26 protein-coding genes and 1 pseudogene are annotated in these 26649 nt (G+C 61.4%); all 27 read right to left on the bottom strand.

What is annotated here, in order from left to right; translation table 11 throughout:
* Window positions 1-97: 97 nt before the first annotated feature.
* Entirely contained in the window at window positions 98-886 is a 789-nt protein-coding gene (locus SLW74_RS10320) for a protein phosphatase CheZ (protein WP_065987312.1), read from the bottom strand.
* Window positions 887-905: 19 nt separating this feature from the next.
* Window positions 906-1280, bottom strand: coding sequence for a chemotaxis response regulator CheY (locus tag SLW74_RS10315; RefSeq protein ID WP_172612850.1), 375 nt, complete (start codon window positions 1278-1280; stop codon window positions 906-908).
* Between the two features lie 243 nt (window positions 1281-1523).
* Window positions 1524-2267 (bottom strand): RNA polymerase sigma factor FliA, encoded by a 744-nt coding sequence (gene fliA / locus SLW74_RS10310; RefSeq protein ID WP_065987311.1) that lies wholly within the window; start codon window positions 2265-2267, stop codon window positions 1524-1526.
* Window positions 2264-3097: a flagellar synthesis regulator FleN gene (gene fleN, locus SLW74_RS10305; RefSeq protein WP_037011520.1), complete on the bottom strand. Its 834-nt coding sequence runs from the start codon at window positions 3095-3097 to the stop codon at window positions 2264-2266. Before fleN ends, fliA begins: the two co-directional genes overlap by 4 nt.
* Before the next feature lie 117 nt (window positions 3098-3214).
* Window positions 3215-4558: a flagellar biosynthesis protein FlhF gene (flhF, locus tag SLW74_RS10300; RefSeq protein ID WP_065987310.1), complete on the bottom strand. Its 1344-nt coding sequence runs from the start codon at window positions 4556-4558 to the stop codon at window positions 3215-3217.
* A gap of 11 nt (window positions 4559-4569) precedes the next feature.
* On the bottom strand, window positions 4570-6699 hold the full coding sequence (gene flhA / locus SLW74_RS10295; RefSeq protein WP_065987309.1) for a flagellar biosynthesis protein FlhA: 2130 nt from the start codon (window positions 6697-6699) through the stop codon (window positions 4570-4572).
* A 773-nt stretch (window positions 6700-7472) separates the two neighbouring features.
* Entirely contained in the window at window positions 7473-8204 is a 732-nt protein-coding gene (locus SLW74_RS10290) for an anti-sigma factor domain-containing protein (protein ID WP_410928782.1), read from the bottom strand.
* Window positions 8201-8764, bottom strand: a complete 564-nt coding sequence (locus SLW74_RS10285) for a sigma-70 family RNA polymerase sigma factor (protein WP_410928781.1) — start codon at window positions 8762-8764, stop codon at window positions 8201-8203. The genes SLW74_RS10290 and SLW74_RS10285 overlap by 4 nt, the downstream gene beginning before the upstream one ends.
* Before the next feature lie 111 nt (window positions 8765-8875).
* The gene (locus tag SLW74_RS10280) at window positions 8876-9418 is read right to left on the bottom strand and encodes a DUF3455 domain-containing protein (RefSeq protein ID WP_369319323.1); all 543 of its coding nucleotides are present in this window, start codon (window positions 9416-9418) and stop codon (window positions 8876-8878) included.
* Between the two features lie 605 nt (window positions 9419-10023).
* Complete coding sequence (gene flhB / locus SLW74_RS10275; RefSeq protein ID WP_065987306.1) at window positions 10024-11163, bottom strand: flagellar biosynthesis protein FlhB; 1140 nt, start codon at window positions 11161-11163, stop codon at window positions 10024-10026.
* 1 nt (window position 11164) lies between these two features.
* Window positions 11165-11950, bottom strand: coding sequence for a flagellar biosynthetic protein FliR (gene fliR, locus SLW74_RS10270; protein ID WP_065987305.1), 786 nt, complete (start codon window positions 11948-11950; stop codon window positions 11165-11167).
* Between the two features lie 7 nt (window positions 11951-11957).
* Window positions 11958-12227, bottom strand: a complete 270-nt coding sequence (gene fliQ / locus SLW74_RS10265; RefSeq protein WP_065987304.1) for a flagellar biosynthesis protein FliQ — start codon at window positions 12225-12227, stop codon at window positions 11958-11960.
* A 25-nt stretch (window positions 12228-12252) separates the two neighbouring features.
* The gene (fliP, locus tag SLW74_RS10260) at window positions 12253-12996 is read right to left on the bottom strand and encodes a flagellar type III secretion system pore protein FliP (RefSeq protein WP_065987303.1); all 744 of its coding nucleotides are present in this window, start codon (window positions 12994-12996) and stop codon (window positions 12253-12255) included.
* 119 nt (window positions 12997-13115) lie between these two features.
* Window positions 13116-13598 (bottom strand): annotated as a pseudogene (gene fliO, locus SLW74_RS10255) (flagellar biosynthetic protein FliO); the annotation flags it as partial.
* Entirely contained in the window at window positions 13599-14057 is a 459-nt protein-coding gene (gene fliN, locus SLW74_RS10250) for a flagellar motor switch protein FliN (RefSeq protein WP_192130035.1), read from the bottom strand. It lies immediately after the preceding pseudogene.
* 62 nt (window positions 14058-14119) lie between these two features.
* Window positions 14120-15088, bottom strand: a complete 969-nt coding sequence (fliM, locus tag SLW74_RS10245) for a flagellar motor switch protein FliM (protein ID WP_065987300.1) — start codon at window positions 15086-15088, stop codon at window positions 14120-14122.
* Between the two features lie 9 nt (window positions 15089-15097).
* Window positions 15098-15604, bottom strand: a complete 507-nt coding sequence (fliL, locus tag SLW74_RS10240) for a flagellar basal body-associated protein FliL (RefSeq protein WP_192130034.1) — start codon at window positions 15602-15604, stop codon at window positions 15098-15100.
* A 237-nt stretch (window positions 15605-15841) separates the two neighbouring features.
* The gene (locus SLW74_RS10235) at window positions 15842-17269 is read right to left on the bottom strand and encodes a flagellar hook-length control protein FliK (protein ID WP_410928780.1); all 1428 of its coding nucleotides are present in this window, start codon (window positions 17267-17269) and stop codon (window positions 15842-15844) included.
* Between the two features lie 116 nt (window positions 17270-17385).
* A complete protein-coding gene (locus SLW74_RS10230; RefSeq protein ID WP_369319327.1) occupies window positions 17386-17778 on the bottom strand; it encodes an Hpt domain-containing protein in 393 nt (130 codons plus the stop codon).
* 29 nt (window positions 17779-17807) lie between these two features.
* Window positions 17808-19517: a SpoIIE family protein phosphatase gene (locus SLW74_RS10225; RefSeq protein ID WP_410928779.1), complete on the bottom strand. Its 1710-nt coding sequence runs from the start codon at window positions 19515-19517 to the stop codon at window positions 17808-17810.
* Window positions 19517-19831 (bottom strand): STAS domain-containing protein, encoded by a 315-nt coding sequence (locus SLW74_RS10220; RefSeq protein ID WP_065987296.1) that lies wholly within the window; start codon window positions 19829-19831, stop codon window positions 19517-19519. The genes SLW74_RS10225 and SLW74_RS10220 overlap by 1 nt, the downstream gene beginning before the upstream one ends.
* Before the next feature lie 743 nt (window positions 19832-20574).
* The gene (gene fliJ, locus SLW74_RS10215; protein WP_065987295.1) at window positions 20575-21024 is read right to left on the bottom strand and encodes a flagellar export protein FliJ; all 450 of its coding nucleotides are present in this window, start codon (window positions 21022-21024) and stop codon (window positions 20575-20577) included.
* Window positions 21025-21030: 6 nt separating this feature from the next.
* Window positions 21031-22389 carry a flagellar protein export ATPase FliI gene (gene fliI / locus SLW74_RS10210; RefSeq protein WP_065987294.1) on the bottom strand — a complete coding sequence of 453 codons (1359 nt, stop codon included), beginning with the start codon at window positions 22387-22389 and terminating at the stop codon, window positions 21031-21033.
* On the bottom strand, window positions 22379-23194 hold the full coding sequence (gene fliH / locus SLW74_RS10205; protein ID WP_065987293.1) for a flagellar assembly protein FliH: 816 nt from the start codon (window positions 23192-23194) through the stop codon (window positions 22379-22381). The genes fliI and fliH overlap by 11 nt, the downstream gene beginning before the upstream one ends.
* Before the next feature lie 15 nt (window positions 23195-23209).
* Entirely contained in the window at window positions 23210-24226 is a 1017-nt protein-coding gene (gene fliG, locus SLW74_RS10200) for a flagellar motor switch protein FliG (protein ID WP_065987292.1), read from the bottom strand.
* Entirely contained in the window at window positions 24219-25997 is a 1779-nt protein-coding gene (fliF, locus tag SLW74_RS10195) for a flagellar basal-body MS-ring/collar protein FliF (RefSeq protein ID WP_065987291.1), read from the bottom strand. Before fliF ends, fliG begins: the two co-directional genes overlap by 8 nt.
* Window positions 25998-26011: 14 nt before the next feature.
* Entirely contained in the window at window positions 26012-26341 is a 330-nt protein-coding gene (gene fliE, locus SLW74_RS10190; protein ID WP_065987290.1) for a flagellar hook-basal body complex protein FliE, read from the bottom strand.
* Window positions 26342-26649: the final 308 nt, after the last annotated feature.

Raw genomic sequence — 26649 nt, 5'->3', positions numbered from 1 at the left:
CTGACGGCCTGCGCGCATTGCTTTCGTCGAAGCATTGGCGCGCGGGTCCAGCAGCCACTTTCACAGAAAACCTGAAGACCGAGACAGAATGACCGAATCAGAATCCGAGGCTGGATAGCAGATCGTCAACATCATCCTGTCCGGATACAACGTCTTCACGTTTATCGGCATGAATCTGCGGACCTTCACCCTTGGAGTGAAGTTTTTCTTGTTCTTTTTGCTGACGGAACATTTCCTGGTCGTGCTCGATGCCCGCGAAGCGGTCCACCTGGCTCGCCATGAGCACCAGCTTGAGCAGATTGCGCTCGACTTCGGTGACCAGCGTGGTCACGCGCTTGATCACCTGACCGGTGAGGTCCTGGTAATCCTGAGCCAGCAGAATGTCGTTCAGATGCGCGGAGACTTCGGTGGTCTCTTTCTCGCTGCGGGTCAGGAACACATCGACGCGGCGGGCCAGATCACGGAACTCTTCGGCGCTGATTTCGCGGCGCATGAAGCGTCCCCAATCGGCGCTCAACGCCTTGGCGTCATCACTGAGCCCGTGCATCAACGGCGTGCTCTGCTCCACCAAGTCCATGGTCCGGTTGGCCGCGTTTTCGGTCAGCCTGACCACGTACGACAGCCGCTCGGTGGCGTCGGTGATCTGGGAGACCTCCTCGGCCTGCGGCATGTTCGGGTCGATCTGGAAGTTGACGATCGCGCTGTGCAGCTCGCGCGTCAGTTTGCCGACTTCCTGATACAGGCCGCGGTCGCGGGTCTGGTTAAGCTCATGGATCAGTTGCACGGCGTCGCCGAACTTGCCTTTTTCAAGGCTCGCGACCAGCTCTTGTGCGTGTTTCTTCAGGGTTGACTCAAAGTCACCCATTGTCGAATCTTTGGAATCCATAGCGCCCTCGCAGCGGACATCAGCTATTGACGCGCTCAAATATTTTTTCGATTTTTTCTTTGAGCACTTGCGCGGTGAACGGCTTCACCACGTAGCCGTTCACACCGGCCTGAGCGGCTTCGATGATCTGCTCGCGCTTGGCTTCGGCAGTCACCATCAGCACCGGCAGACTGCGCAGACGCTCGTCGGCACGCACCTGACGCAACAGGTCGATGCCGGACATGCCCGGCATGTTCCAGTCAGTGACGAGGAAGTCAAAGGCGCCGCTTTGCAGCATGGGCAATGCGGTGAGTCCGTCATCTGCTTCGGCCGTGTTGGTGAACCCAAGGTCACGCAACAGGTTTTTTATGATCCGCCGCATCGTTGAGAAGTCATCAACGATGAGGATTTTCATGTTCTTGTCCAATTCGACCTCCAAGCAGTCTTTAACGCGTTCAGCACCTGAACGCGCGTCCAATCAATACCGTCTGTGCCGAACATGAAAAGGGGTTTCAATCGACCGGAACGAGCGCAGCGAAACCGGATCATCTACGACCCGGTTCGACCGACTCCTGCCGTGTCTCTTTTGCTTCCCGCTCACGTCTTGCACAGCCGGTCTTACAAGCAAAACACGCAGGCCTCATGGCCTGCGCCTGATTCACGAACGTGCGCGCCACTCGCCAAGACGACCGCGCAGCCGCGCCGCGCATTGACTGTGCAGCTGGCTGACACGCGATTCGCTGACCCCCAGGACCTCACCGATTTCCTTGAGGTTCAGCTCTTCGTCGTAGTACAGCGACAAGACCAGGCGTTCACGTTCGGGCAAGTTGGCGATCGCCTCGGCCAGCGCGGCCTGGAAGCGCTCGTCTTCCAGATCCCGCGACGGTTCGAGGGACTGGCTCGCGCCGTCCTCGTGCAGCCCTTCGTGTTCGCCGTCCTGCAACAGGTCGTCGAAACTGAACAGGCGGCTGCCCAGGGTATCGTTCAAAATCCCGTAGTAATCGTCGAGACTCAATTCAAGTTCGGCAGCAACCTCGTGATCTTTAGCGTCACGGCCGGTTTTTGCTTCGATTGCACGAATCGCGTCGCTGACCATGCGCGTGTTGCGGTGGACCGAGCGCGGTGCCCAGTCCCCCTTGCGCACTTCGTCGAGCATCGCGCCACGGATACGAATACCCGCGTACGTCTCGAAACTGGCCCCTTTGGTGGAGTCGTATTTGGTCGAGACTTCGAGCAAGCCAATCATGCCCGCCTGAATCAAATCCTCGACCTGCACACTGGCCGGCAGACGCGCCAGCAAGTGGTAGGCGATTCGTTTGACCAGCGGTGCATAACGCTCGATCAGCTCATACTGGGAGTCTTTGGACGATTTGCTGTACATGCGATAGCCACTTGCTGTCATGAGACGGGCCCTGCGCTGGTGTGATGCACGAGGCGTTCTACGAAAAATTCCAGGTGACCGCGCGGGTTCGCCGGCAGCGGCCAGGTGTCGACTTTCTGCGCGATGGCCTTGAACGCCAGGGCACATTTGGAACGCGGAAACGCTTCGTACACGGCGCGCTGTTTCTGCACGGCCTTGCGTACGCATTCGTCGTACGGCACGGCGCCTACATACTGCAGGGCCACGTCGAGAAAACGGTCGGTGACTTTCGTCAGCTTGGCGAAGAGGTTGCGCCCTTCCTGCGGACTCTGGGCCATGTTGGCCAGGACGCGGAAGCGGTTCATGCCGTAATCGCGGTTGAGCAGTTTGATCAGGGCGTAGGCGTCGGTGATCGACGTGGGCTCGTCGCACACCACCAGCAGCACTTCCTGGGCGGCGCGGACAAAGCTCACGACCGACTCGCCGATGCCGGCGGCCGTATCAATGACCAGCACATCGAGGTTGTCGCCGATGTCACTGAAAGCCTGAATCAGCCCGGCATGCTGCGCCGGGGTCAGGTGGACCATGCTCTGGGTGCCCGATGCCGCCGGCACGATGCGTACGCCGCCCGGGCCCTGCAGCAGGACATCGCGCAGCTCGCACCGCCCTTCGATGACGTCAGCCAGGGTGCGCTTGGGGGTCAGACCCAACAATACGTCGACGTTGGCCAGACCCAGATCGGCGTCCAGCAGCATGACGCGACGTCCCAGCTCGGCCAGCGCCAGTGAAAGATTCACTGAAACGTTGGTCTTGCCTACGCCACCTTTGCCACCGGTCACCGCGATAACCTGTACGGGATGCATGCTGCCCATGTTAATTGTTTACCTTGTCTTGCTTAGACCTAAGCCACATGTCGGGCTGCACGTTCAGTGCCTGAACAATGCCTGGCAGACCATCGATGCAGGAAAATTCCACTGTCATTTCTCTACCTAGCCCGCACGCTTGCCGGTGCTGTGATAAAGATCCGCAAACATATCCGCCATCGCTTCCTCGCTAGGCTCCTCCTGCATCTGCACACTCACAGCCCGGCTCACCAATTGGTGCCGACGCGGCAAATGCAGATCATCCGGTATCCGTGGGCCATCCGTGAGATAGGCCACAGGCAGTTCGTGTGTCACGGCCAGGCTGAGCACTTCGCCGAGGCTGGCCGTTTCGTCGAGCTTGGTCAGGATGCACCCGGCCAGGCCGCAACGTTTGTAACTGTGATAAGCCGCTGACAGCACCTGCTTCTGGCTGGTTGTTGCCAGCACCAGGTAGTTGCGCGCCTTGATGCCACGGCCGGCGAGGGTTTCCAGTTGCAGACGCAGTGCCGGATCGCTGGCTTGCAGGCCGGCGGTGTCGATCAACACCACGCGCTTGCGCAACAGCGGCTCCAGCGCCTGTGCCAGGGACTGGCCCGGGTCGACGTGGGTGACCGGTACATTGAGGATCCGGCCCAGGGTTTTAAGCTGTTCCTGAGCGCCAATGCGGAAACTGTCCATGCTCACCAGCGCGATATTTTGCGCGCCGTATTTCAACACATATCGGGCCGCCAGTTTAGCCAGCGTGGTGGTTTTACCCATGCCGGCAGGGCCGACCATGGCAATCACACCGCCCTCTTCCAGCGGCTCGATGTCCGGCGTGGCAATCATGCGGGCCAGATGGGCCAGCAGCATGCGCCAGGTGTGAGCCTGATCACCGGATTCCGGGACCATCGCCAGCAGATCGCGGGACAGTGGGCCGGAGAGGCCGACACGCTGCAGACGGCGCCACAGGTTGGCCTGTTGCGGACGGCTGCCTTGCAGCTGGTTCCAGGCCAGCGAGCCCAGCTGGACTTCCAGCAGTTCGCGCAGGCCGTTCAATTCGGAGCGCATCGCTTCGTAGGCACGGTCGCCGACGGCAGGCTCGGCGTTGCGTTCGGCACGCTCGGCGGCAACAGCGGCGTGGACCGACGGGCGAAACGGTTCTTCCAGGGTCGGTTCGATCTGCTTGCTGTCATCCATCGCCAGACCGACGAACAACTGGCGATTGGCGACAGTGTCCAGTTCGCTGCGGTGGGTCAGCTCCGCCTGAGCGGTGACGATGCGCGACTGAGTCTTGCGCAGCTCTTCTTCGAGTTCGATGTTCGGCACACGGGGGGCCAGCGCAGACAACTTGTAGTCCAGGGCCGCGGTCAGTTCCACGCCGCCGGCGATCCGCCGATTCCCGATGATGGCGGCTTCAGCGCCCAGCTCATCGCGAACCAGTTTCATGGCTTGTCGCATATCGGCGGCGAAAAAACGCTTAACTTGCATGACTCACTACCTCAGCCGTTAGGCCCGACAGTCGCTACGATGGTGACTTGCTTATTGTCAGGAATTTCCTGGTAAGCCAAAACATGCATATTCGGTACAGCCAACCGTCCAAAGCGGGACAACATGGCGCGAACCGGACCTGCGACCAACAAAATAACCGGCTGCCCCTGCATCTCCTGACGCTGCGCCGCTTCAATCAACGAGCGCTGAAGTTTCTCAGCCATGCTCGGTTCGAGGAGAACGCCTTCTTCCTGACCCTGACCTGCCTTCTGCAGACTATTTAGCAATATCTGTTCCAACCTTGGTTCAAGGGTGATCACAGGCAGCTCCGGCTCAATGCCGACAATGCTTTGGACGATTGCGCGGGACAATCCGACCCGTACTGCAGCCACCAGCGCGGCGGTATCTTGACTACGCGCAGCGTTGTTGGCGATAGCCTCGGCGATGGAGCGGATGTCGCGAACCGGTACCTGTTCGGCGAGCAGCGCCTGCAGCACCTTCAGCAGGGCCGACAGCGACAGCACACCCGGGACCAGCTCTTCCGCCAGTTTTGGCGATCCCTTGGCCAGCAGGGTCATCAATTGCTGGACTTCCTCGTGGCCGATCAGTTCATGAGAGTGCTTGTAGAGAATCTGGTTCAAGTGGGTCGCCACCACGGTACTGGCGTCCACCACGGTGTAACCGAGGGATTGCGCCTGGGCGCGCTGGCTGATTTCGATCCACACGGCCTCCAGGCCAAACGCCGGGTCTTTGGCAGTGATGCCGTTGAGGCTGCCAAATACCTGGCCGGGGTTGATGGCCAGTTCGCGGTCGGGGTAGATCTCGGCTTCGGCCAGGGTCACGCCCATGAGCGTCAGGCGATAGGCGCTGGGCGCCAGGTCGAGGTTGTCGCGAATGTGCACGGTCGGCATGAGGAAGCCCAGCTCCTGGGAGAGCTTCTTGCGTACGCCCTTGATCCGCGCCAGCAGTTGCCCTCCCTGGTTGCGGTCCACCAGCGGAATCAGGCGGTAACCGACTTCCAGGCCGATCATGTCGATCGGGGTGACGTCGTCCCAGCCCAGCTCCTTGGATTCCTGCGCGCGGGTCGGCGATGGCAGCAGCTCTTGTTGACGCTTGACCTCCTGCACCGCCGCGAGCTTGACCTGGTTCTCTTTCTTCCACAGCAGGTACGCGCCGCCGGCGGCGACCAGGCCGAGGCTGATGAAAGAGAAGTGCGGCATGCCCGGGACCAGGCCCATGACGATCATGATCCCGGCGGACACAGCGAGTGCCTTGTGGGAGGCGAACATCTGGCGGCCCACCAGCTTGCCCATTTCTTCCGAACCGGACGCACGGGTCACCATGATCGCGGCTGCGGTGGACAGCAGCAGTGATGGCAATTGCGCCACCAAACCGTCACCGATGGTCAGCAGCGCGTAGACCTTGCCGGCGTCGCCGAAGGTCATGCCGTGTTGCAGGATGCCCACCAGCATGCCGCCGATGAGGTTGATGAAGAGGATGAGCAGGCCGGCGATGGCGTCACCGCGGACGAATTTGCTGGCACCGTCCATGGAGCCGTAGAACTCGGCTTCCTGGGCGACTTCGAGGCGACGGCGTTTGGCTTCGGGCTGGTCGATGAGGCCGGCGTTGAGGTCGGCGTCGATGGCCATCTGTTTGCCGGGCATGGCGTCGAGGGTGAAGCGCGCGCTCACTTCGGAGATGCGCCCGGCACCTTTGGTGACGACGACGAAGTTGATGATCATGAGGATGGCGAAGACGACGATACCGACGACGTAGTTGCCGCCGATGACGACTTCACCGAACGCCTGGATGACTTTACCGGCGGCGGCGTGGCCGTCCTGGCCGTGGAGCATGACGACGCGGGTGGAGGCGACGTTGAGGGCCAGTCGCAGCAGGGTGGCGACGAGGAGGATGGTCGGGAATACGGAGAAGTCGAGGGGCCGCAGGGCGTAGATACAGACGAGCAGGACGACGATGGACAGGGCGATGTTGAAGGTGAAGAAGACGTCCAGGAGGAACGGCGGCATGGGCAGCATCATCATGGCGAGCATGACGAGGAGCAGTAGCGGTACGCCAAGTTGTCCACGGCCCAGGCCGATCAATCCGGTTCTGGCGTGGGAGATGAGTTGTGAGCGTTCCACCGATGGGCACCTGCGCGTTAAATCAATCTTTTGACGCCGAAGCGTTGTATCGGGGTTATTGCAAGAAGGGGTCCAACATTTGACAGTAGGTTGAAAATATCAGAGTGCCAGTATTTAGATTTGTGGTCGTCCGACGGTTTTGCATCGCTGCGGTGGGGATCAAGATCAAGAGCGTCGGCCTAACGGCCTCGGTTTCGCCTTCGGCGAGTTACTTGCAAAAGCACCCCAAGTAACCAAGGGTGCCTGCTCCTGGCTAGGTCCCTCCTCCGTCGGGATTCCCTCACTCCGACGACGCTCCGTGGGCCCGCGCCGAACGGACATCCATGTCCTGACGGCGCTCTCGCCGCATCCATGCGGCTCGGCCCACTGCGCGTCGTCTGCGTTCAGCCTGCACCCAAGTCGCGATGGGTGGTGTCTGGACTTTTTGTGCATGAAGATCAGAAGCGCGCTTACGCTTGGTAGGACCGGCTTTAGCCGGGAAGGCGCCAGGTGGGACACCGCAAGCCTGGCGTCCCGCACCCACGGCTGATCGCCTCGAAGGCGCCTTGAGGGGACTGATTTATTTACAGCGCTTCACCGTAAATTAATCTGTCCCCGCCAAGCGCTTGTCCCCACCAAGCGCTAGATCACTTTCACGGCCCGCCCGATGAATTGAATCGGCCCGGTGGGCTTGCCGGTCGGGGAGCCGTTGGGGGGCTCGAGGGGACTGATTTATTTACAGCGCTTCACCGTAAATTAATCTGTCCCCGCCAGGCGCTTGTCCCCACCAAGCGCTAGATCACTTTCACAGCGCGCCCGATGAATTGAATCGGCCCGGTGGGCTTGCCGGTCGGGGAGCCGTTGGGGTTTTCGAGGGTGAGTTCGAAGAGTTGGTTGGGTTGCAGGGGCGGCAGTTTGTTTACGGGGACGGAGAGGGTCTGGCCGGGTTTGACCAGGCCCAGGGACACGGGGCCCTGCCAGCCGTCGGCCTTGGTCCAGAACTGGAGGGCTTTGTCGGTCGGGACTGGGGTGGCGCCCAGGGGTATCAACTGGATTTCTTCCGGGTTGCTGGCCTGAATCACCCAGCCGGGGGCCTGGTTCTGTGGGGCGACGAGGACGACGAGGTAGGTCGTGGGGTTTACCGGTGCTGTCCGGGTCACCAGCATGGTGGCCAGCAGCAGCGTGGCAAAAAGACCGGCGCCGGCAAGTCCGCGCCACAACGGCAGAAGATCCCACCATGAATGCGGTTTCACGGGAGGCGCTACTTCAGGGGCTCGGCGGTCGTGGCTACTGACGCTGCGCGCGATTCGATCCCACAGTCGTGGGCTTGGGCTTTGCGGTTCGGCCAGCTCAGTCAAGGCCAGCAGGCGCCCTTCCCACGCGTCCACCGCTGCGCGCAAATCGGTGTCCGTGGCGAGGCGGCTCTGGACGTCGAGTCGTTGCTCGGCCGGCAGTGTGCCTAACACGTACTCGCTGGCCAGTGCGTCCAGTTCATTGGCGCTGTCTTTCGACGGATAGCCTGTCATCCCATGCACTCCCGCAATGCCACCAGACTGCGTTTGATCCAGGCTTTCACCGTGCCCAGCGGCGCGCCCACTTTCTGCGAGATCTCCGAGTGCGAATAGCCGTCGACGTACGCATGAAGAATGCAGTTGCGACGCGCCGGTTCCAGTTGTTCAAGGCATCCATAGACGCGCCCTGAGCGGGAGCGGTATTCAAAGGTGTCGACATCGGTTGTGACGTCCAATGCGGCGTCCGCCAGCAACGCGCTTTCGCTCTGCTCGCTGACCTGAACAATGTGCGCGCTATCACGCATGAAGTTCAGCGCCAGGTGCCGGGTCACGCTGAAGATCCAGCCACGGGCCGTGCCTCGCGCCGGGTCGAAACTGCCGGCGCGGGTCCAGATTTTGAGGAAGGCGTCGTGCACGATGTCCTCGGCCAGCGCGTCGGTGCGGACGATCCGCATGGCGACGCCGAGCAGGCGTGCGCTCTCCTGGGTGTAGAGGTCGTGCAAGGCCTGCTGCTCACCTCGGGCGCAGGCCGCCAGACAGGCTTCGTAGTCAAAACAGTCTTCAGGTAAGGACAAAATGCTCAACCGCCAACGAAAAGAAATACCCCGACCCAGAGGCCGGGGTTGCGTCGGTGCAGCGTAGATGACTTTGTGCGCCAGCGACGCTGCATGACGTGGGACGTTGGTCTACTTGGCAGCCCAGAAAATATAGTCCGCCTGGTATTTCACGATTTCTTGCTTGCCCTTGGTCGCCATCGAGCACTCCATCTTCGGCGCGACACCGCCTTTGGTCGCCACTCGCTGGATGTAACTGACCTTGCTCATCGCGCCCTTGCCTTCTGCAGGGTTGGCTTTCACCAACTGATACGGAATGTCGCCAGTGCCGGCGGGGGCCACGGCGAGTTGCGTACCGGTGATCTTCGAACCGTCAGCGGCCTGCCAGGTCGCCGGTGGCCCGAAGTACGTGCCGACCTGCTTGCCGCTGCGATCATTCAACACCGCTTTCGGACCGACAAACGTCCATTCGGTCTGGCCGGCAGCGTTGGGCTTGTCGCGGCACTCATAGGTGATCTCGCCCACGCCCACCGTCTCCATCGCAATCTTGTGACCGTCCGGAACCTTCACCGCGTCCGGCAACGCCATCTGTGCGTACGCCGCCGGCGCCGTGGCCAGCAGGCAAGTGGCTGCCAATGAAACACCGAACGAACCCAGCAATTTTTTAGCGTTCATGCCATCTCTCCATTAGATAAACAGGTCAGCAGCCATCGCCACTTCTTGTACTACCCGGGGGAGAACGAACTGGATGCAGGGATTTGAAAAAAAATTATCTGAGCGAGGATGAAAGTGTCCGCAAAGCGAGTGACGCGGAGCGTCAAGGGATGCATGCCCACGCGGAGCGTGGGAACGATCTGAATCAAAAGCTTCCCGGCTGAAGCCGGTCCTACAACGCGCGCTTTTGATCTGCTTTTGATCTGCTTGCGCAAATAGCTCAAACGCCGCCAAACGCGACTTGGGTGCAGGCTGAACGCAGGTTTCGCGCAGTGGGCCGAGCCGCAGGGATGCGGCGAGAGCGCCGTCAGGGCATGGATGCCCGTTCGGCGCGGGCCCACGGAGCGAGACCGGAGTGAAGGAACCCTGACGAAGGAAGGGCCCAACCAGGAGCAAGCACCCTTGGTTACTTGGGGTGCCTTTCCAAGTAACTCGCCGAAGGCGAAATGTCTGCCGTTAGGCAGACCTCTCCCAGCCGCTCCGCGCAATCGGGGACAGATTAATTTACGGTGAAGCGCTGTAAATAAATCAGTCCCCTTTACGTATGCCCTTTACGGTAATCCCCTTTACGAATCACGCCTCAAATCCGGCGGAATCGGCAAATTATCCCTCAACGGATCAGGCCGCTTGCCACGCCCCGCCCGGTACTGCCGAATCTGATACACATACGCCAACACCTGCGCCACCGCCAGATACAACCCCGCCGGAATCTCCTGATCCAACTCCGTGCTGTAATAAATCGACCGCGCCAGCGCCGGCGACTGCAACAACAAAATCTCATGCTGCGCCGCAATCTCCCGAATCTTCAGCGCCATGAAATCACTGCCCTTGGCCAACAGAATCGGCGCCCCGCCCCGCTCAGCGTCATATTTGAGCGCCACCGCATAATGCGTCGGGTTCGTGATAATCACATCCGCCTCCGGAATCGCCGCCATCATCCGCCGCTGCGACATATCCCGCTGCAACTGACGAATCCGCTGCTTGACCTCCGGCCGCCCCTCACTGTCCTTGTGCTCATCGCGCACCTCCTGCTTGGTCATCAGCAGCTTCTTGTGCGACTCCCACAACTGCACCGGCACATCGATCGCCGCGATGATCAACAGGCCCATCGCCATCCACAGCGTGCTCCAGCCCACCAGCTGCAAACTGTGCACCACCGCCATCTCCACTGGCTCCTTGGAGATGGACACCAGGTCGGCCTTGTCCTTCATCAGCACCACCAGCGCCACCGCCAGCACAATCAAAAACTTCGCAAACGACTTCAACAGCTCAATCAGCGCCTTGGGCGAGAACATCCGCTTGATGCCGGCGGCCGGGTTCATGCGGCTGAACTTGGGTGCCAGGGAGCCGGCGGCAAACAGCCAGCCGCCGAGGGAAATGGGGCCGACGAATGCCGCCACGGTCAACGCCAGCAGAATCGGCTGCACCGACAGCAACGCGGCTTTGCCCGAAGCCATCAGCATGATCGCCATGCTGCGCTCGTCGAGAATCGCCTCGCGGGTGATGGTGAAGTTGTCGCGCATCAGCTGCATCATCATTTCCGCCATGGAGCCGCCAAACGCCAGCAGCCCCGCCGCGCCCACAATCATCACCACAACCGTGTTCAGCTCCTTGGAGCGGGCGATCTCGCCCTTCTCCCGGGCGTCGCGTTTGCGTTTGTCCGTGGGGTCTTCTGTTTTGTCCTGACCACTCTCGCTTTCGGCCATGTCAGCGCGCCTTGACCAGGTCTCTGAGCAACTGCAGGGCGTCGACCGCCAGCGGTTGGTATTGATTGAGAATGTCGCCGAGGGTGATCCACAGAATCACCATGCCCAGCACCAGCGTCAGCGGAAAACCGATCGAAAAGATATTCAGCTGTGGCGCCGCGCGGGTCATCACGCCCATGGCGATGTTCACCACCAACAGCGCCGCGATGGCCGGCAGTACCAGCACCAGTGCCGCGCCGAGCACCCAGCCCAGACGCATCACCAGCAGCCAGATGTCCGAGGTACTGATGCCTTGCCCCACCGGCAAGGTGGTGAAGCTCTCGATGAGGATTTCGAACACCACCAGGTGGGCATTCATGGCCAGGAACAACAGGGTCACGAGCATGGTGAGGAACTGCCCGATGGTCGCCACCGACACGCCGTTGACCGGGTCGACCATGGACGCGAAGCCCATGCCCATCTGAATCCCGATGATCTGTCCGGCGATGACGAATGCCTGGAAAAACAGCTGCAGCGACAGGCCCATGCCGGCGCCGATGAGGATCTGCTGCGCGATCAGCAGCAGCCCACTGAGGTCCAGCGCATGCACGGCGGGCATGGGCGGCAGGCTCGGCGCGACAACGACCGTGATCGCCAGCGCGAAATACAGCCGAACCCGCTTGGGCACCAGCGTGGTACCGATGATCGGCATGGTCATCAGCAGCGCGCCGATGCGAAACAGCGGCAGCATGAACGCCGCCACCCATGTGCTGATCTGGGTGTCGGTCAACGCCAGCACAGGTTCCATCGAGGGGTCAGCCGATCACTTGGGGAATGCTGGTGTACAGATTGGTGATGTACTCCATGAAGGTGCGCACCATCCACGGGCCGACCACGATCAGCGTGACCAGCATGACCAACAGGCGTGGCAGAAAGCTCAAGGTCTGTTCGTTGATCTGCGTTGCGGCCTGGAACATCGAGACGATCAGGCCGACGATCAGGCTCGGCACCACCAGAATGGCGACCATGGTCGTGGTCAGCCACAGCGCTTCGCGAAACAGGTCGACAGCTACTTCCGGGGTCATGCTGCGCACTCCACGTCAGACGAATTCATACACCACCAAAGCTGCCGGCCAGGGTGCCGATGATCAGCGCCCAGCCATCCACCAGCACGAACAGCATGATTTTGAACGGCAGGGAAATGATCAGCGGCGACAGCATCATCATGCCCATGGCCATCAGGATGCTCGCCACCACCAGATCGATGATCAGGAAGGGGATGAAAATCATGAAGCCGATCTGGAACGCGGTTTTCAATTCCGAGGTGACGAACGCCGGCACCAGAATCGTCAGCGGCGCCGCATCAGGGGTCGCAATGTCGGTGCGCTTGGACAGGCGCATGAACAGCTCCAGGTCGCTGGAGCGGGTCTGCGCCAGCATGAAATCCTTGATCGGCACTTCGGCCTTGGCCACGGCGTCCTGGGCGGTGAGTTTTTCCGCCAGGTACGGCTGCAGGGCATCGTTGTTCACCCGGTCGAACACCGGCGCCATGATGAACAGGGTCAGGAACAGCGCCATGCCGGTGAGGATCTGGTTGGACGGCGTCTGTTGCAGGCCGAGGGCCTGCCGCAGGATCGAGAAGACGATGATGATCCGCGTGAAGCTGGTCATCAGCATGACGAACGCCGGGATGAAGCTCAGCGCGGTCATGATCAGCAGGATCTGCAGGCTGACCGAATATTCCTGCTGGCCGTTGGCGCCGGTGCCCAGCGTGATGGCCGGGATCGACAACGGATCGGCGCCGAACGCCAGCGGCGCTGCAAGCAACAGCAGCAGCGTCAAAACAATGCGCATCAGTTCGTGTCCTTCTGATCCGTAGTACGTGTCGCGCCCGTCGTGCCTGGCGTACCTGCTTTCTTACCTGCGCCACCGAAAATATTCTTGCCTGTGCGTTGCCCCGCTCCGCCCTTGTTGCCCAGCGCTTCCAGCAGGCGCTTTGCGAATTCCGGCTGGACGCTTTGTGGGTCAGGCACGTCAACCGGCTCGTTCATCACGTGCAACGCAGTGATGCTCCCGGGGGAGACGCCGAGCAGAACCTGTTCGTTGCCGACCTGCACCAGCACCAGCCGATCGCGAGTCCCCAGGGCGCGGGAGCCCACCAGTTTGATCACCTGATTGCCCGCCGGCCCGGCGCGCTGCACCCGACGCATCAGCCAGGCCAGTACGAAGATCAGCCCGATCACCAGCAGCAGACCCAGCACCAGCTGCAGCAGCTGGCCGCCGATCCCGCCGTTCAGGGTTCCGGCCACCGGCGCGGCGACCGCTGGCGTGGTGCTCGCCGCCGTCGTCGCTGTCGTCGCAGCAGGCGCGGCCGGCGTCGCCGGATCGGCCGCCATCACCGCCCAGGACAATGCCAGCAGCGGCAGGCTCGACAGGGTTCTGAACAGGCCGCGCACTTAACGCAGCTTCTTGATACGTTCGCTCGGGCTGATCACGTCGGTCAGACGGATGCCGAACTTTTCGTTCACCACAACCACTTCGCCGTGGGCGATCAGGGTGCCGTTGACCAGCACGTCCAGCGGCTCGCCAGCCAGACGGTCCAGCTCGATCACCGAGCCCTGGTTGAGCTGCAGCAGGTTGCGGATGTTGATGTCGGTGCTGCCCACTTCCATGGAAATCGACACCGGGATATCAAGGATCACGTCCAGGTTCGGGCCGTCCAGGCTGACCGCGCCGTTGCTTTTCGGCAGGCCGCCAAACTCTTCCATCGTCATGCGATTGGCGTTGTTGCCGGCGTCGGCCGCCAGCAGCGCGTCGATGTCCGCTTGCCCGTCCCCGGCCTCACCCAGTGCAGCCGCCCACTCGTCGGCCAGAGCCTGGTCGTCAGCGGAGTTCATTTCGTTGTCATTAGCCATGGTTGTCCTCGGGGAACTGTGATTCGTTTACGCAGCGCATTCGTTTTGCCGGCGACGGAGGGTCACCGGCGTTCTATGGGTTCGACGACTTGCAGGGCGAGGTTGCCCTTGTGCGAACCCAGTTTGACCTTGAAGGACGGCACGCCGTTGGCGCGCATGACCAAGTGTTCCGGGAGATCGACCGGAATCACGTCGCCCGGCTGCATGTGCAGGATGTCGCGCAGTTTGAGCTGACGCGTGGCGACTGCGACGCGCAACGGCACCGACACGTCGAGCACGTCCTGCTTGAGCGCGTTGACCCAGCGTTCGTCCTGATCGTCGACATCCGACTGGAAACCGGCATCGAGCATTTCGCGCACCGGCTCGATCATCGAATACGGCATGGTCACGTGAAGATCGCCGCCACCGCCGTCCAGTTCGATATGGAACGTGGACACCACGATGGCTTCGCTCGGGCCGACGATGTTGGCCATGGCCGGGTTCACTTCCGAGTTGATGTACTCGAAGTTGACTTCCATGATCGCCTGCCAGGCTTCCTTCAAATCAATGAAGGCCTGATCCAGCACGATGCGCACCACGCGCAGCTCGGTCGGGGTGAATTCACGCCCTTCGATCTTGGCGTGACGGCCGTCGCCGCCAAAGAAGTTGTCCACCAGCTTGAACACCAGTTTGGCGTCGAGGATGAACAGCGCGGTGCCACGCAGGGGTTTGATCTTGACCAGATTGAGACTGGTCGGCACGTACAGCGAGTGCACGTATTCGCCGAACTTCATCACCTGCACGCCCCCCACGGCCACATCGGCCGAGCGACGCAGCAGGTTGAACATGCTGATGCGGGTGTAACGGGCGAAACGCTCGTTGATCATTTCCAGGGTCGGCATGCGCCCGCGGACGATGCGATCCTGACTGGTCAGGTCGTAACTCTTTACGCTGCCGGGGTCGGCAACGCTATCGGTCTGTACCAGACCGTCGTCGACGCCATGCAACAGCGCGTCGATCTCATCCTGGGACAGCAGGTCTTGCACGGCCATGTCGTGGTCCTACTGCAGTACGTAGTTAGTGAAAAGTACCTGTTCGATCACGCTCTTGTTCAGCTCTTTCTGGCCCACTTCCTGGACCACGGCTGCCGCCTTCTGGCGCAGCATTTCCATGCCCACCGGCGTTGCGATGGTATCGAATGGCTGACCGGAGAACATCATCACCAGGTTATTACGGATGACCGGCATGTGCGCTTTCAACGCTTCGAGGTCGGCCTTGTCACGGGCCAGTAAGGTGATGCTGACCTGCATGTAGCGCTGACGGCCATTGACGTTGTAGTTGACGACGAAGGGTGGCGTCAGAGGTTCGAAGATCGCCTCTTTTTTGGCATTCGCCGCTTCGGCAATGGCAGCTGCATCCGGCTTGCTCTCGGCCTTGTGCATGATGAACCAGGTCGCGCCTACCGACACACCAACGGCCAGCAGCAGCCCCACCACGATGAGGATGATGACTTTCAACTTGCCCTTTTTTGCAGGGTCCGCCACTGCTGCGTCGTCACTCTTTGCCATGCCAATAATCCGTCACTATCCAAGGGGTTCGGTGTTGCGTGACAGAGGAAGAGCAAGGGTTGTGCCACATGGGCGGCTTCAAGCTGCAAGTAATGAGCGGCAAGTAACAGCAAAAAGCGGCAGCGCCCGAGAAACCGGGGTCTCCCACGCACTACCGCCTTTGATCTTGCCTTTACTTGCCGCTTGCCGCTAACCACTTGCCGCTACTGACAACGCCCAAGCGTTGGCAGGGCGTTTTCAAGCGTAGTAGTCGACCGCGCTGGACCCCACGACAGTCAGCGGTGCGTTGGCAGCGGCCGAAGCGGCATCCACCGGAGCTCCGTCGGCGATGAGGTCGCTGCCGCCGACACCGCTGCTGCGGTCACTGCCGCCGTTGCGTTGCCCGTCACCGCCCGACTGCTGTTGAGCCTGTTGCTGCCAGCCCTGGGACTGGTCGGAGACATTGACGTTGACCTGACCCATGCCCTGCTGAACGAAGGAATCACGCAGGCGCGACATCTGGCTTTCCAGCGCTTCGCGCACGCCGACATGGGCACTCATGAAGGTGACCTGGGTCTGCTGGTCCGCCGCCATATTGACGCGGATGTCCAGACGGCCCAATTCAGCGGGCTCCAGCTGAATGTCCGCCTGCTTGAGGTTCTGGCTCGACAGGTACATCACGCGGTTGACCACGCCTTCGGTCCATCCCCCCTGATTCATCGCCAGTGGCTGATTGAGCAGTGGCGTGGCCGGGGCCGACGCCGAGGTGTTCTTCACCTGAGCGGCCTGGGACAAGGCCGCCAGTCGATCGGCGAAGTTATCCATCCGCGTATCGCTGGTGGCGCCCTTCACGTCTTTCAGACCGTCAGCCAGCAGGCCGCTGAATGCTTTGTCGCCGCCGCCTTCGGTGGTGCTCTTGTCCACGGGCTGGTCACCCAGCGCCGCCAGGTTATTGGCCAGCAGCTGCGAAGGATCGGCGTTCGGGTCTTGCTTGCCCCCGCCTTTGCCGTCGCCATGCACGCCGTTATTCTGCGCCGTCTGCTGCGCCTTGTTTTCCAGGGCAACTTGCACGGCGGTCAAGCCTTCCAGCGGATCGGCAGAGGGATCGAAATCGTCGCCGGCTGCGTCGGTCGCGTCGGTCGTCGCTTGCACCGCAGGAGGCGGCATCACGGGCAGCGCGGAGGCGAGAAGCGCCGGATCCACCACGGGCTCAACGGCAGGCGCGACGGCCACAGGCTCTTGAACCGCCGGCGTCACGGCCAGTGTCGGGTCAAGCACGGGATCGACCGAAGGCGCATCCGCCACCGTCGGATCCTGGCCGGTGTCGGAGGCGTCGTCCTTATCGTCGGCGTGGCCCTTGCCCGCGCCGGGCTCATCGTCCGCTTTGCCGTTCACCGGCTTGGCAGGCAACCCATTGCCGTTATCGGCAACGGTCTTGTCATCGGCGGCAGACGTATGGCTGACGGCGGGCTTGTCGTCCGCTGCCGAACTCTTGGCGCTTGCCGCTTTTGCCGTCGCGTTGTCCGCGCTGTGGGACTTGACCGGCGCCTGCTTGGCGAACACGTCAGAGAAGCTGGAAGTGTTGTGCTTGACGGGGTCCGGCGCCTTTGCCGCCGAGGTATTCCCGGCTTTCTGGACTTTGGCCGCTGTCAAAGCCGTCAGTAATGGGTTGTTGGCGAGGGCCATGTGAATCTCCGCAAGAGCGCAATTACACAGAGACAAAGCAAATGGCGGGCCAAGTGCGCCGACTGGCTGGATTAAAGGTGGGTCAGAGGTTGAAAGCCGGGTTGGGGATACCCGGCTCAGTGGCTGGCATGGCAGAGCTGCAGTTCGTCTTCGAAAATCTTCCTGACGGCGCAGAATTCCTCCTTGATCTCGGACACCAGCCGCCTTATCCGGGCGTCGTCCGCGGCCACCAACCCGCGCCCCTGTTCTTCCAGTTGCAGGCAGAGTTCGGACAAGTGCGTGGCGCCCATGTTGCCGGTGCTGCCTTTGAAGCTGTGGGCCATGAGGCCGAGGCGTTGCAGCGAGGCGGTGGAGGCGGCAGTGAAGGAAGGGTCACGCAACAGCAGGGTCATGTCGTTGACCCGATTGACGGAATCGGAAATGAACACCTGCAGCAGCGCCGGGTATTCCGCTTCCATCACGTCACGCAGCGTGCTGAGCACGTTGAAGTCCACAGGATTATTCGACACTTGTTCACTCCTTGATCAAGACGCGCGGATTATGCCAGACCCTCCCACGCAAATTCCACGCTGGCCGTCCGCCCCTCATCGGACCACTGGCAGCGGTCGCTGAGCTGCCGGACCAGCGCAAGGCCGCGCCCGGACAATTGGGTGACCGCAGGCGGCAGCGCCAGCACCCGATCGGAATCGAAACCCGCACCGCTGTCCTGCACCCGCACTGTCAGGCGACCGCCCTCGCCGTCCGGGACGATCTGGAAATCGATGCGGATAAAACCCTCCACCAGACAATCCAGGCGTTCGGCGCGCTGCTGGTAGTAAAGCCCAAAACCTGCGGCGTCGCGCTTCAACGCCGAGTCGAGCCCGAGCACTCCGTGTTCCAGCGCATTGCTGTACAGCTCCGACAACACGATATACAGCTCGCTGCTCTGCATGCGCAAGCCATGGACTTCCTGCAGCAGTTGCAGCAGATAAGGCAGGGGATTGAAGCGCTTGAGCGTTGCCGCGCGGTACTCGAACGAAGCGCACCAATCCAGCGGACTGGAATCGCCGCTGTCGGTATAAATGACCGAGGGCGGGCCGAGCAAGTCAGGCTCGGTGAATGCCACCTCGACCATGCTCACGTCGTCCCGCGCCTGGCCGCGAAACCGCGCCAGGGCCCACTGCACTTCTTCGATCAGCAGCGCCGGGTTGCGATTGCTCACCAGCACATTTTGCAGACGCCGGGCGCCGAACAGCTCGCCGTCCTGACCGGTGCTGTCGACAACGCCGTCGGACAGCAGAAACACCCGACCCCCCGGCCCGAAGGGATACACCTGGGTGTTGTCGTCGAAACTGCCGGCGCTCAACACACCGAGGGGCACGTTCGCCGAAATCAGCGGCGTGTGCGGCCGGCCATCGCCATGCAGCAGGTAACCATCCGGCAGGCCGCCGTTCCACACCTCGACCAGCTGCTGCTTGAAGTTCAGGCACAGCAGCGCGGCGCAGCAGAACATGTCGACCGGCAGGATGCGTTTGAGCTTGGCGTTCATCTCCCGCAGGGTTTCGGGCAAACCGTACCCTTTGGCGGTCATGCCGTAGAACACCTCGGCCAAGGGCATGGCGCCTACCGCAGCGGGCAAGCCATGGCCGGTGAAATCCCCCAGCAGCAGGTGCATGTTGCCGGACGGCGACCACGCGGCCAGCAGCAGGTCGCCGTTGAACAGCGCGTAGGGCGATTGCAGGTAGCGGATGTTGCGCGAGCTCAGGCACCCGGAGTGGGCAATCTGATCAAACACGGCCTTGGCCACGCGCTGCTCGTTGAGCAGGTATTTATGGTGGCGGGTGATCAGGTCGCGCTGGTGCAGCACAGTTTCCTGCAACACGCGCAGGCGGTTCATGGCGTTGATCTTCGCCGCCAGCACCACTTGGTTGTAGGGCTTGGCAACGAAGTCGTCGCCGCCGGCGTCGAGGCATCGGGCGAGGTCTTCGCCTTCGGTCAGCGACGTCAGGAAGATGATCGGCACCAGCGCGTCACCCGCCAGCGTCTTGATCTGGCGCGCCGCTTCGAAACCGTCCATGACCGGCATCATCGCGTCCATCAGCACCAGTTGCGGCCGCCGACGCTCGAACAGCCCGACGGCTTCGGCGCCGTCACTGGCGGTCAGAACGTCGTGGCCCTGGCGGCTGACGATGGCGGACAGGAGCATCCGGTCGCTGACGTTGTCATCGGCGATGAGGACCGTCAGGCGATCGGAGGCAGACGAGATCATCAGGCGGTTATGACGATGTTGAAGAGTTTGGAGAAGTTGGAGATGTCGAGGATTTTCTTGACGTCGTTGTTGCAGTTGACCAGTTGGATATCGGCTCGTTCGCCGCCGGCGTGGTCACGCAGCAGCAGGAGCATGCCCAGCGCGGAGCTGTCGAGGTAGTGGGTGTCTTTCAGGTCGACCTTGTAGCGGCTGGCCTGTTTTTCTTTGGGTTCGTAGGCGCTCCGGAATTCCTGGTGCGTCGAAAAATCGAAGCGTCCTTTGATGGTGATGGTCAGTTCTTGGCCATCGGCGGAGCGTTCGGAGGTTACTGACATTGGCAAATTCCTTGTATGAAACAGCGCCAGACGCTTGAGTTTTAGCAGCCCTTGTGAGGCGTTGCAAATCGTTAGCTTTTACTTGGGTTTCAGGGGCTCTAGATCAAGAGCGTCTGCCTCACGGCAGACATTTCGCCTTCGGCGAGTTACTTGGAAAAGCACCCCAAGTAACCAAGGGTGCTTGCTCCTGGTTGGGTTCCTCCTTCGTCGGAATACCCTCACTCCGACGACGCTCCGTGGGGCCGCGCCGAACGGACATCCATGTCCTGACGGCGCTCTCGCGGCATCCATGCCGCTCGACCCACTCCGCGTAGTCTGCGTTCAGCCTGCACCCAAGTCGCGATTGGCGGTGTTTGGGATTTTTGTGTACGAAAATCAAAAGCAGATCAAAAGCAGATCAAAAGCTTCCCGGCTAAAGCCGGTCCCACTATGTCGTTGTCCTCGCCGTTGCCGTTGCCGTTGCCCTCGCTTTTGCTCTTCCTACACAAAAGGTCCAAACACCACAAAACGCGACTTGGGTGCAGGCCGAGCGCAGGTTTTGCGCAGTGGGCCGAGCCGCATGGATGCGGCGAGAGCGCCGTCAGGACATGGATGTCCGTTCGGCGCGGGCCCACGGAGCAAGACCGGAGCGAGGGAACCCGACGCAGGAGGGCCAAACCAGGAGCAGGCACTTTTGGTTACTTTTAGTGCTTTTTAAAAGTAACTCGCCGAAGGCGAAACAATCTGCCCCCAGGCAGATGCCCTTAAAACTGCTCGGTCCTAGGGAGTCGCTGAACCAACTCATCCAGCAATTTCTGCTCGCGTTTATCTTCCAGCGCGCGCGCCTCATCGATATACCGCTGCACCAACTTACGCAGCCCCTCCACCCGCGCATACGCCTTCTGCCACTCTTCGCGCGCCTTGTTCAAATTATTCTGATGCCACGCCAGACTCTGACGCTGCTGCGCCACCGCCGTCTCCAACTGATTGAGAAAGCGCTGATAATTCATCAGCCACTGACCCGACACCCCATGGGCGCCCTTGTCGATCCACTGCTGCTGATAATCAGAACGAAATTTATCCAGCTCACCCAACTTGGTTTCAGCCAGCCGCACCTGCCCCTGAAAATGCCCCAGACGCTGGACGGCAGCCTTCTCGACCTTTTCGGCCATCTCGACCACCGGCGCCAGACGGCCTGCGCGACTCAGAGCCATGGCCGATTAACCGCCGGCCTGAGGATTGAAAATCTTCGCCAACTGCTCCTCACTGCTCTGCATGCTCTCGTTCTCCTGCAAGCCCTGGCGCAAATACTTCACCAGCTGCGGCTGCAGCGAAATCGCCAGATCCGTCTCGCGATCGCCGCCGGCCACGTACGCGCCGACACTGATCAAATCGCGGCTCTGCTGATAGCGCGACCACAACTGCTTGAAATACTGCGCCTGCACCATGTGCTGCGGATCGACCACAGACGGCATCACCCGGCTGATCGACGCTTCGATATCGATGGCCGGGTAATGGCCTTCTTCGGCCAGCCGCCGCGACAGCACGATGTGGCCGTCGAGCACGCCCCGGGCCGAGTCAGCGATCGGGTCCTGCTGGTCGTCGCCTTCGGACAAGACGGTGTAGAACGCGGTGATCGAGCCACCGCCCGCCTCGGCGTTACCGGCGCGCTCCACCAGCTTGGGCAGCTTGGCGAACACCGACGGTGGATACCCTTTGGTCGCAGGCGGCTCGCCGATGGCCAGGGCGATTTCCCGCTGGGCCTGGGCGAAACGCGTCAGCGAATCCATCAGCAACAGGACGTTCTTGCCCTTGTCGCGAAAATACTCGGCGATACGCGTGCAATACATCGCGGCGCGCAGACGCATCAACGGCGCATCATCCGCCGGAGAGGCCACGACGACCGAACGCTTGAGGCCCTCCTCGCCCAGGCTGTGCTCGATGAATTCCTTCACCTCGCGGCCCCGTTCGCCGATCAGCCCGACGACGATGATGTCGGCCTCGGTGAAGCGGGTCATCATCCCCAGCAGCACACTCTTGCCCACGCCCGTACCGGCGAACAGGCCCAGACGCTGGCCGCGCCCGACCGTCAACAAACCGTTGATGCAGCGAATGCCCACGTCAAGCGGCTGGCTGATGGGGTTGCGCTTGAGCGGGTTAATGGTCGGGCCGTCCATCGGCACCCAGTCTTCGGCTTTCATCCCGCCCTTGCCGTCGAGAGGACGACCGGCGCCGTCGAGGACGCGGCCGAGCATGGTCATGCCCATCGGCAGACGGCCGGTGTCCGGCAGCGGCACGACGCGGGCGCCGGGCGCAATGCCGGAGACGCTGCCGACCGGCATCAGGAACACCTTGCTGCCGGCAAAACCCATGACTTCGGCTTCAACTTCGACCGGGTGATGACTGCCGTCATTGATCACCATGCAACGGCTGCCCATGGCGGCGCGCAGGCCCTCGGCTTCGAGGGTCAGGCCGACCATGCGCAGCAGCCGTCCTTCGACGATCGGCTGCGTAGGCAGGGAGATCGCGTCAGGGTACGTGCTCAGGCGCTTGGCGAAACTGGTGCGTTCAAGGCGCATCGACAGCACCCAGTGGGTAAGTGGTTTTCTCGGCGCTCTGGAGCGCCTCTTCCAGTTCGATCGTCACATCGGGCGGCGCCGGGTGCAGGGCCTGCTCGTGCAACTGGTCGAACATTTTGCCAAGGGCCTGACTGATCCGCGCCTCGACCGTGGCGTCGATGCGGCTGTGCTCACTCTCGACCCGGCAACCACCCGGCTGCAGCGTCTCGTCCTCGAGAATGCGCCAAGTTTCTTCGTGACGCTCGCGCATGGCCTTGACCAACGCGAAGTCCTGCGGATTGACCAGAATGCGCACGTTGGCCGCGCCCATCGGCAGCAGCCGCAAGGCTTCGCGTAGCACCGTGCCGATCTGGCTGGAGTCGGTTTTGAGCTCGCGCTGAATGACCTGGCGGACCACATGCTCGACCAGCGACACCATCGATTTCTCGATCTGCGCATCCTGATCGGCGATGGGTTCGAACAGATGCCCCATCAGGACTTCCATGCTGTCGAGCTTGGCCGCCAGCGCCACTTCCGCTTCCTGACGAACCTTGAGCTGAGTGCTGTGAAAACCCTCTTTTTCGCCGATGGCAAACCCCTCGTTGTAGGCGTCCTGACGGATGCTTTCCAACTCTTCCAGGGTCATCGGCTGGACTTCTTCCAGCGGTACTTCTTCGCTTTCGGCGAGCTCGGCTTCCTCGATAACCGGTTCCGGCTCGGGTGCTTCCACGTGCGGGTCGAAGCTGGGCAAGGCCCAGACGTCGATCCCGCGCAAATCCTGGGCGCGGATGAGCTCACTGGGTGGTGCTTTATCGGAGCTGGACATCAACGGCACCTACGCTTAAATCATTTCCTCGCCACCTTTGCCGCCAAGAACGATCTCCCCGGCCTCCGCCATACGACGGGCAATGGTGAGAATTTCTTTCTGGGCGCCTTCCACATCGCTGACGCGAACCGGGCCTTTGGCTTCCAGGTCGTCGCGCAGCAGTTCGGCGGCACGTTTGGACATGTTCTTGAAAATCTTTTCTTTGATGGCGTCGTCCGAGCCCTTCAGTGCCAGTACCAGCACATCGGAGGAGACTTCGCGCAGCAAGGCCTGAATCCCGCGGTCGTCGACGTCGGAGAGGTTGTTGAAGACAAACATGAGGTCTTCGATCTGCGTCGACAGGTCTTCGTCCACTTCGCGGATCGAATCCATGAGCTGGCCTTCGATCGAGCTGTCGAGGAAGTTCATGATATCCGCCGCACGCTTGATACCGCCCAGGGTAGTACGCGATGTGTTGGCGTTGCCCGAGAACTGCTTCTCGAGGATCTGGTTCAATTCTTTCAGCGCCGCCGGCTGCACGGTGTTCAACGACGACACGCGCAGGATGATGTCCAGGCGCACTTTGTGGTCGAAGTGGCTCAGCACTTCACCGGCCTGATCGGCGTCCAGGTAGGCGACGACGATGGCTTGAATCTGCGGGTGCTCGAAACGGATGACGTCGGCCACCGCGCGCGGTTCCATCCACTTCAGGCTGTCGAGACCGCTGGTGTTGCCGCCCAGCAGAATCCGGTCGATCAGGCCGTTGGCCTTGTCCTCGCCCAGTGCCTGGGTGAGCATCTTGCGGATGTAGCCGTCCGAGCCGATGCCGACACCGGTCTGATCGCCGACCACGTCGACGAACTCGCTCATCACCTGTTCGACCTGCTCGCGGTGCACATTGCGCATCTGCGCCATGGCCACGCCCACCCGTTGAACCTCTTTGGGTCCCATGTGACGCAAGACCTGCGCGGCGTCCGTCTCACCCAGGGTGAGGAGCAGAATCGCGGCCTTGTCCACGCGGGTCAATTTAAGTGCAGCAGCTCTATCACTCATCAGCGTTGATCCACTCTTTGACGACCTGGGCTACACGCGCCGGATCCTCGGCCACAAGGCTCTTGATTGCGTTGAGCTGTGCGTCATAACCCTCGGTAGGGCTCGGCAACAGAATACTTTGCGGACCGCCCAGACTGACGCGGTCGTTTGCCAATTCACCGTCCATCCCGACCATACCGCCCAGCTCGGAGTCGCCGTCGAGGCGCTTGCCTTGCGGATTGGTGATGCCCTTGAGCACCGGACGGAGCACACCGAACACCAGCACCAGGATGAACAGCACGCCCATGGCCTGTTTGACGATGTCCCAGAACCACGACTGCGAGTAGAACGGAATATCCGGGATGACTTCGCCGCGATCGGTGGAGAACGGCACGTTGATCACGCTGACGCTGTCGCCACGGCTGGCATCGAAGCCGACGGCGTCCTGCACCAGACGGGTGAAGCGCGCCAGTTGCTCGGCGGTCCACGGCACCATGGTGGTTTCGCCATTGGCCGGGTTGACCTTGACCTGATCATCGACCACCACGGCGACCGACAGGCGATTGACCTTGCCCTGCTGCTGCTTGGTGTGGCTGATGGAACGGTCGAGCTCGAAGTTCTTGGTCGACTGGTTACGCTTGTCCGCCGGGTACGGCGCCAGCATCGGCTGACCGGTGGCCGGGTCCATGATCTGTTGGCCGTTGGCGTCGAGCAGCGGTTGGCCCGGGGCGATGGCGCCCGCGGCTCCGGCAGCACCGGCGGCGGCGTTCTGTGGCGCCGTTGCCGGGCCTGGCGGCTGGTTGCTCAGCGCACCGGGTACGCCCCCTGAACCGCTGCTGCTGGAGCGCTGTTCGTTGACCGTCTGCTCACTGCGCAGCGCAGGCGTGTCCGGGTTGAAGCTTTCGGCGGTGGATTCGACGGCGCTGAAATCAACGTCTGCCGACACTTCTGCCTTGTAGCGGTCATTGCCCAGCACCGGCTGCAGAATGTTCTGCACGCGCTGAGTCAGCATGCTTTCCATGCGGCGGGTGTAATCGAATTGCTTGCCGGCCATGGACAGCTCGGAGTTCTCGGCCTGATCGGAGAGCAGATTGCCCTTCTGATCGACGACAGAAATCTGCGACTTGTTCAGTTCCGGGACGCTGGTGGCGACCAGGTTCATGATCGCCAGCACCTGACCCGGCTCCAGCGAACGGCCGGCATACAGCTCAACCAGAATCGAAGCGCTGGGTTTGCGATCGTCACGCACGAACACCGAGCTCTTCGGAATCGCCAGGTGAACACGAGCGCCCTTGACGTTGTTCAGGCTGGAGATGGTCCGCGCCAGTTCACCTTCGAGGCCACGACGGTAACGGGTGGCCTCCATGAACTGGCTGGTCCCCAGGCCTTGATCCTTGTCGAGAATTTCGAAACCGACGTTGCCGTCGGTCTGGGCAATACCGGCACCCGCCAGCTTGATGCGGGCACGGGAAAGGTCCTCGGACTTCACCAGCAGCGCGCCGGAATTGGGCTCGACGGTGTAGGGAATGTCGGCCTGGGCCAACGTGTCCATGACCTGCTTGGTATCGACACCCGACAGGCTGCCATAGAGCGGCTTGTAATCGGGCTGCTGCGACCAAAGCACGACGGCAAAACCAATCGCCACGCTGGCAGCCAGACCGACCATGAGGCCGACCTGACGCAGCATGGTCATCTCGGAGAGATTTTGCAGGAAGGCCAGCCCGAACATTGGCGGCTTGCTTCCTGGCGCACCCGTTTTGGCGGGTACGTTATCGACGACGGCTTCGGCCATGACTTAAATCGTCCTCAAACCGGCATTTGCATGATGTCTTGGTACGCCTGAACCAGCTTGTTGCGTACCTGGGTCAGCGCCTGAAACGACACGCTGGCTTTCTGCGAGGAGATCATCACGTCGGTGAGGTCCACGCCGCTCTTGCCCATCTCGAAAGCGGTCGACAGCTGATTCGACGCCTGCTGGGTGTCGTTGACCTTGTTCACCGCCATGCCGAGCATGTCAGCGAAACTGCTCGCACCGGCCTGTTCTGGCGCTGCGATGGCCTTGGGCTGAGCCATGGCGTCCATCTGCATGGAGCGCATGTCCAACATCAAGCGATTAAATTCAACACCTTGGGTCATGACGTTTCTCTCAAAAGGGCCGCAAATTTTTGACACGGATTCAGCGGTTACCTAAGCATTAGCAACAAGGGTGCCAGACCAATAGCGGCGATATGCCACGTTTGATGAAAGTGTTCGGATGGGTATTTAAACGGACACGTAAACGAAGAGGCGCTTCACGCATTGACACCGCGCGATGCCCTATCAGGCGCAGTCCCTGCGGGAGTGAGCTTGCTCACGAAGACGGCATCACACTCTCTGGAAAATCAGCAGGTTGTCGAATATCTGTCGTCAGCTCCAGTCAGGCAGGCATCCATCTCACCGACACG

It is taken from the genome of Pseudomonas sp. W5-36, assembly GCF_046540455.1.
GTDB classification, from domain to species: Bacteria; Pseudomonadota; Gammaproteobacteria; order Pseudomonadales; family Pseudomonadaceae; genus Aquipseudomonas; species Aquipseudomonas graminis_B.
Note: the sequence above shows the minus strand (reverse complement) of the source record. Positions and strands in the feature narration are given on the sequence as shown.

Coding starts and splice junctions, on each gene's coding strand:
- SLW74_RS10320 (WP_065987312.1), bottom strand. CDS start 886: ATGGATTCCAAAGATTCGACAATGGGTGACTTTGAGTCAACCCTGAAG.
- SLW74_RS10315 (WP_172612850.1), bottom strand. CDS start 1,280: ATGAAAATCCTCATCGTTGATGACTTCTCAACGATGCGGCGGATCATA.
- fliA (WP_065987311.1), bottom strand. CDS start 2,267: ATGACAGCAAGTGGCTATCGCATGTACAGCAAATCGTCCAAAGACTCC.
- fleN (WP_037011520.1), bottom strand. CDS start 3,097: ATGGGCAGCATGCATCCCGTACAGGTTATCGCGGTGACCGGTGGCAAA.
- flhF (WP_065987310.1), bottom strand. CDS start 4,558: ATGCAAGTTAAGCGTTTTTTCGCCGCCGATATGCGACAAGCCATGAAA.
- SLW74_RS10290 (WP_410928782.1), bottom strand. CDS start 8,204: ATGACAGGCTATCCGTCGAAAGACAGCGCCAATGAACTGGACGCACTG.
- SLW74_RS10280 (WP_369319323.1), bottom strand. CDS start 9,418: ATGAACGCTAAAAAATTGCTGGGTTCGTTCGGTGTTTCATTGGCAGCC.
- flhB (WP_065987306.1), bottom strand. CDS start 11,163: ATGGCCGAAAGCGAGAGTGGTCAGGACAAAACAGAAGACCCCACGGAC.
- fliR (WP_065987305.1), bottom strand. CDS start 11,950: ATGGAACCTGTGCTGGCGTTGACCGACACCCAGATCAGCACATGGGTG.
- fliQ (WP_065987304.1), bottom strand. CDS start 12,227: ATGACCCCGGAAGTAGCTGTCGACCTGTTTCGCGAAGCGCTGTGGCTG.
- fliP (WP_065987303.1), bottom strand. CDS start 12,996: ATGCGCATTGTTTTGACGCTGCTGCTGTTGCTTGCAGCGCCGCTGGCG.
- fliN (WP_192130035.1), bottom strand. CDS start 14,057: ATGGCTAATGACAACGAAATGAACTCCGCTGACGACCAGGCTCTGGCC.
- fliM (WP_065987300.1), bottom strand. CDS start 15,088: ATGGCCGTGCAAGACCTGCTGTCCCAGGATGAGATCGACGCGCTGTTG.
- fliL (WP_192130034.1), bottom strand. CDS start 15,604: ATGGCAAAGAGTGACGACGCAGCAGTGGCGGACCCTGCAAAAAAGGGC.
- SLW74_RS10235 (WP_410928780.1), bottom strand. CDS start 17,269: ATGGCCCTCGCCAACAACCCATTACTGACGGCTTTGACAGCGGCCAAA.
- SLW74_RS10225 (WP_410928779.1), bottom strand. CDS start 19,517: ATGATCTCGTCTGCCTCCGATCGCCTGACGGTCCTCATCGCCGATGAC.
- SLW74_RS10220 (WP_065987296.1), bottom strand. CDS start 19,831: ATGTCAGTAACCTCCGAACGCTCCGCCGATGGCCAAGAACTGACCATC.
- fliJ (WP_065987295.1), bottom strand. CDS start 21,024: ATGGCTCTGAGTCGCGCAGGCCGTCTGGCGCCGGTGGTCGAGATGGCC.
- fliI (WP_065987294.1), bottom strand. CDS start 22,389: ATGCGCCTTGAACGCACCAGTTTCGCCAAGCGCCTGAGCACGTACCCT.
- fliH (WP_065987293.1), bottom strand. CDS start 23,194: ATGTCCAGCTCCGATAAAGCACCACCCAGTGAGCTCATCCGCGCCCAG.
- fliG (WP_065987292.1), bottom strand. CDS start 24,226: ATGAGTGATAGAGCTGCTGCACTTAAATTGACCCGCGTGGACAAGGCC.
- fliF (WP_065987291.1), bottom strand. CDS start 25,997: ATGGCCGAAGCCGTCGTCGATAACGTACCCGCCAAAACGGGTGCGCCA.
- fliE (WP_065987290.1), bottom strand. CDS start 26,341: ATGACCCAAGGTGTTGAATTTAATCGCTTGATGTTGGACATGCGCTCC.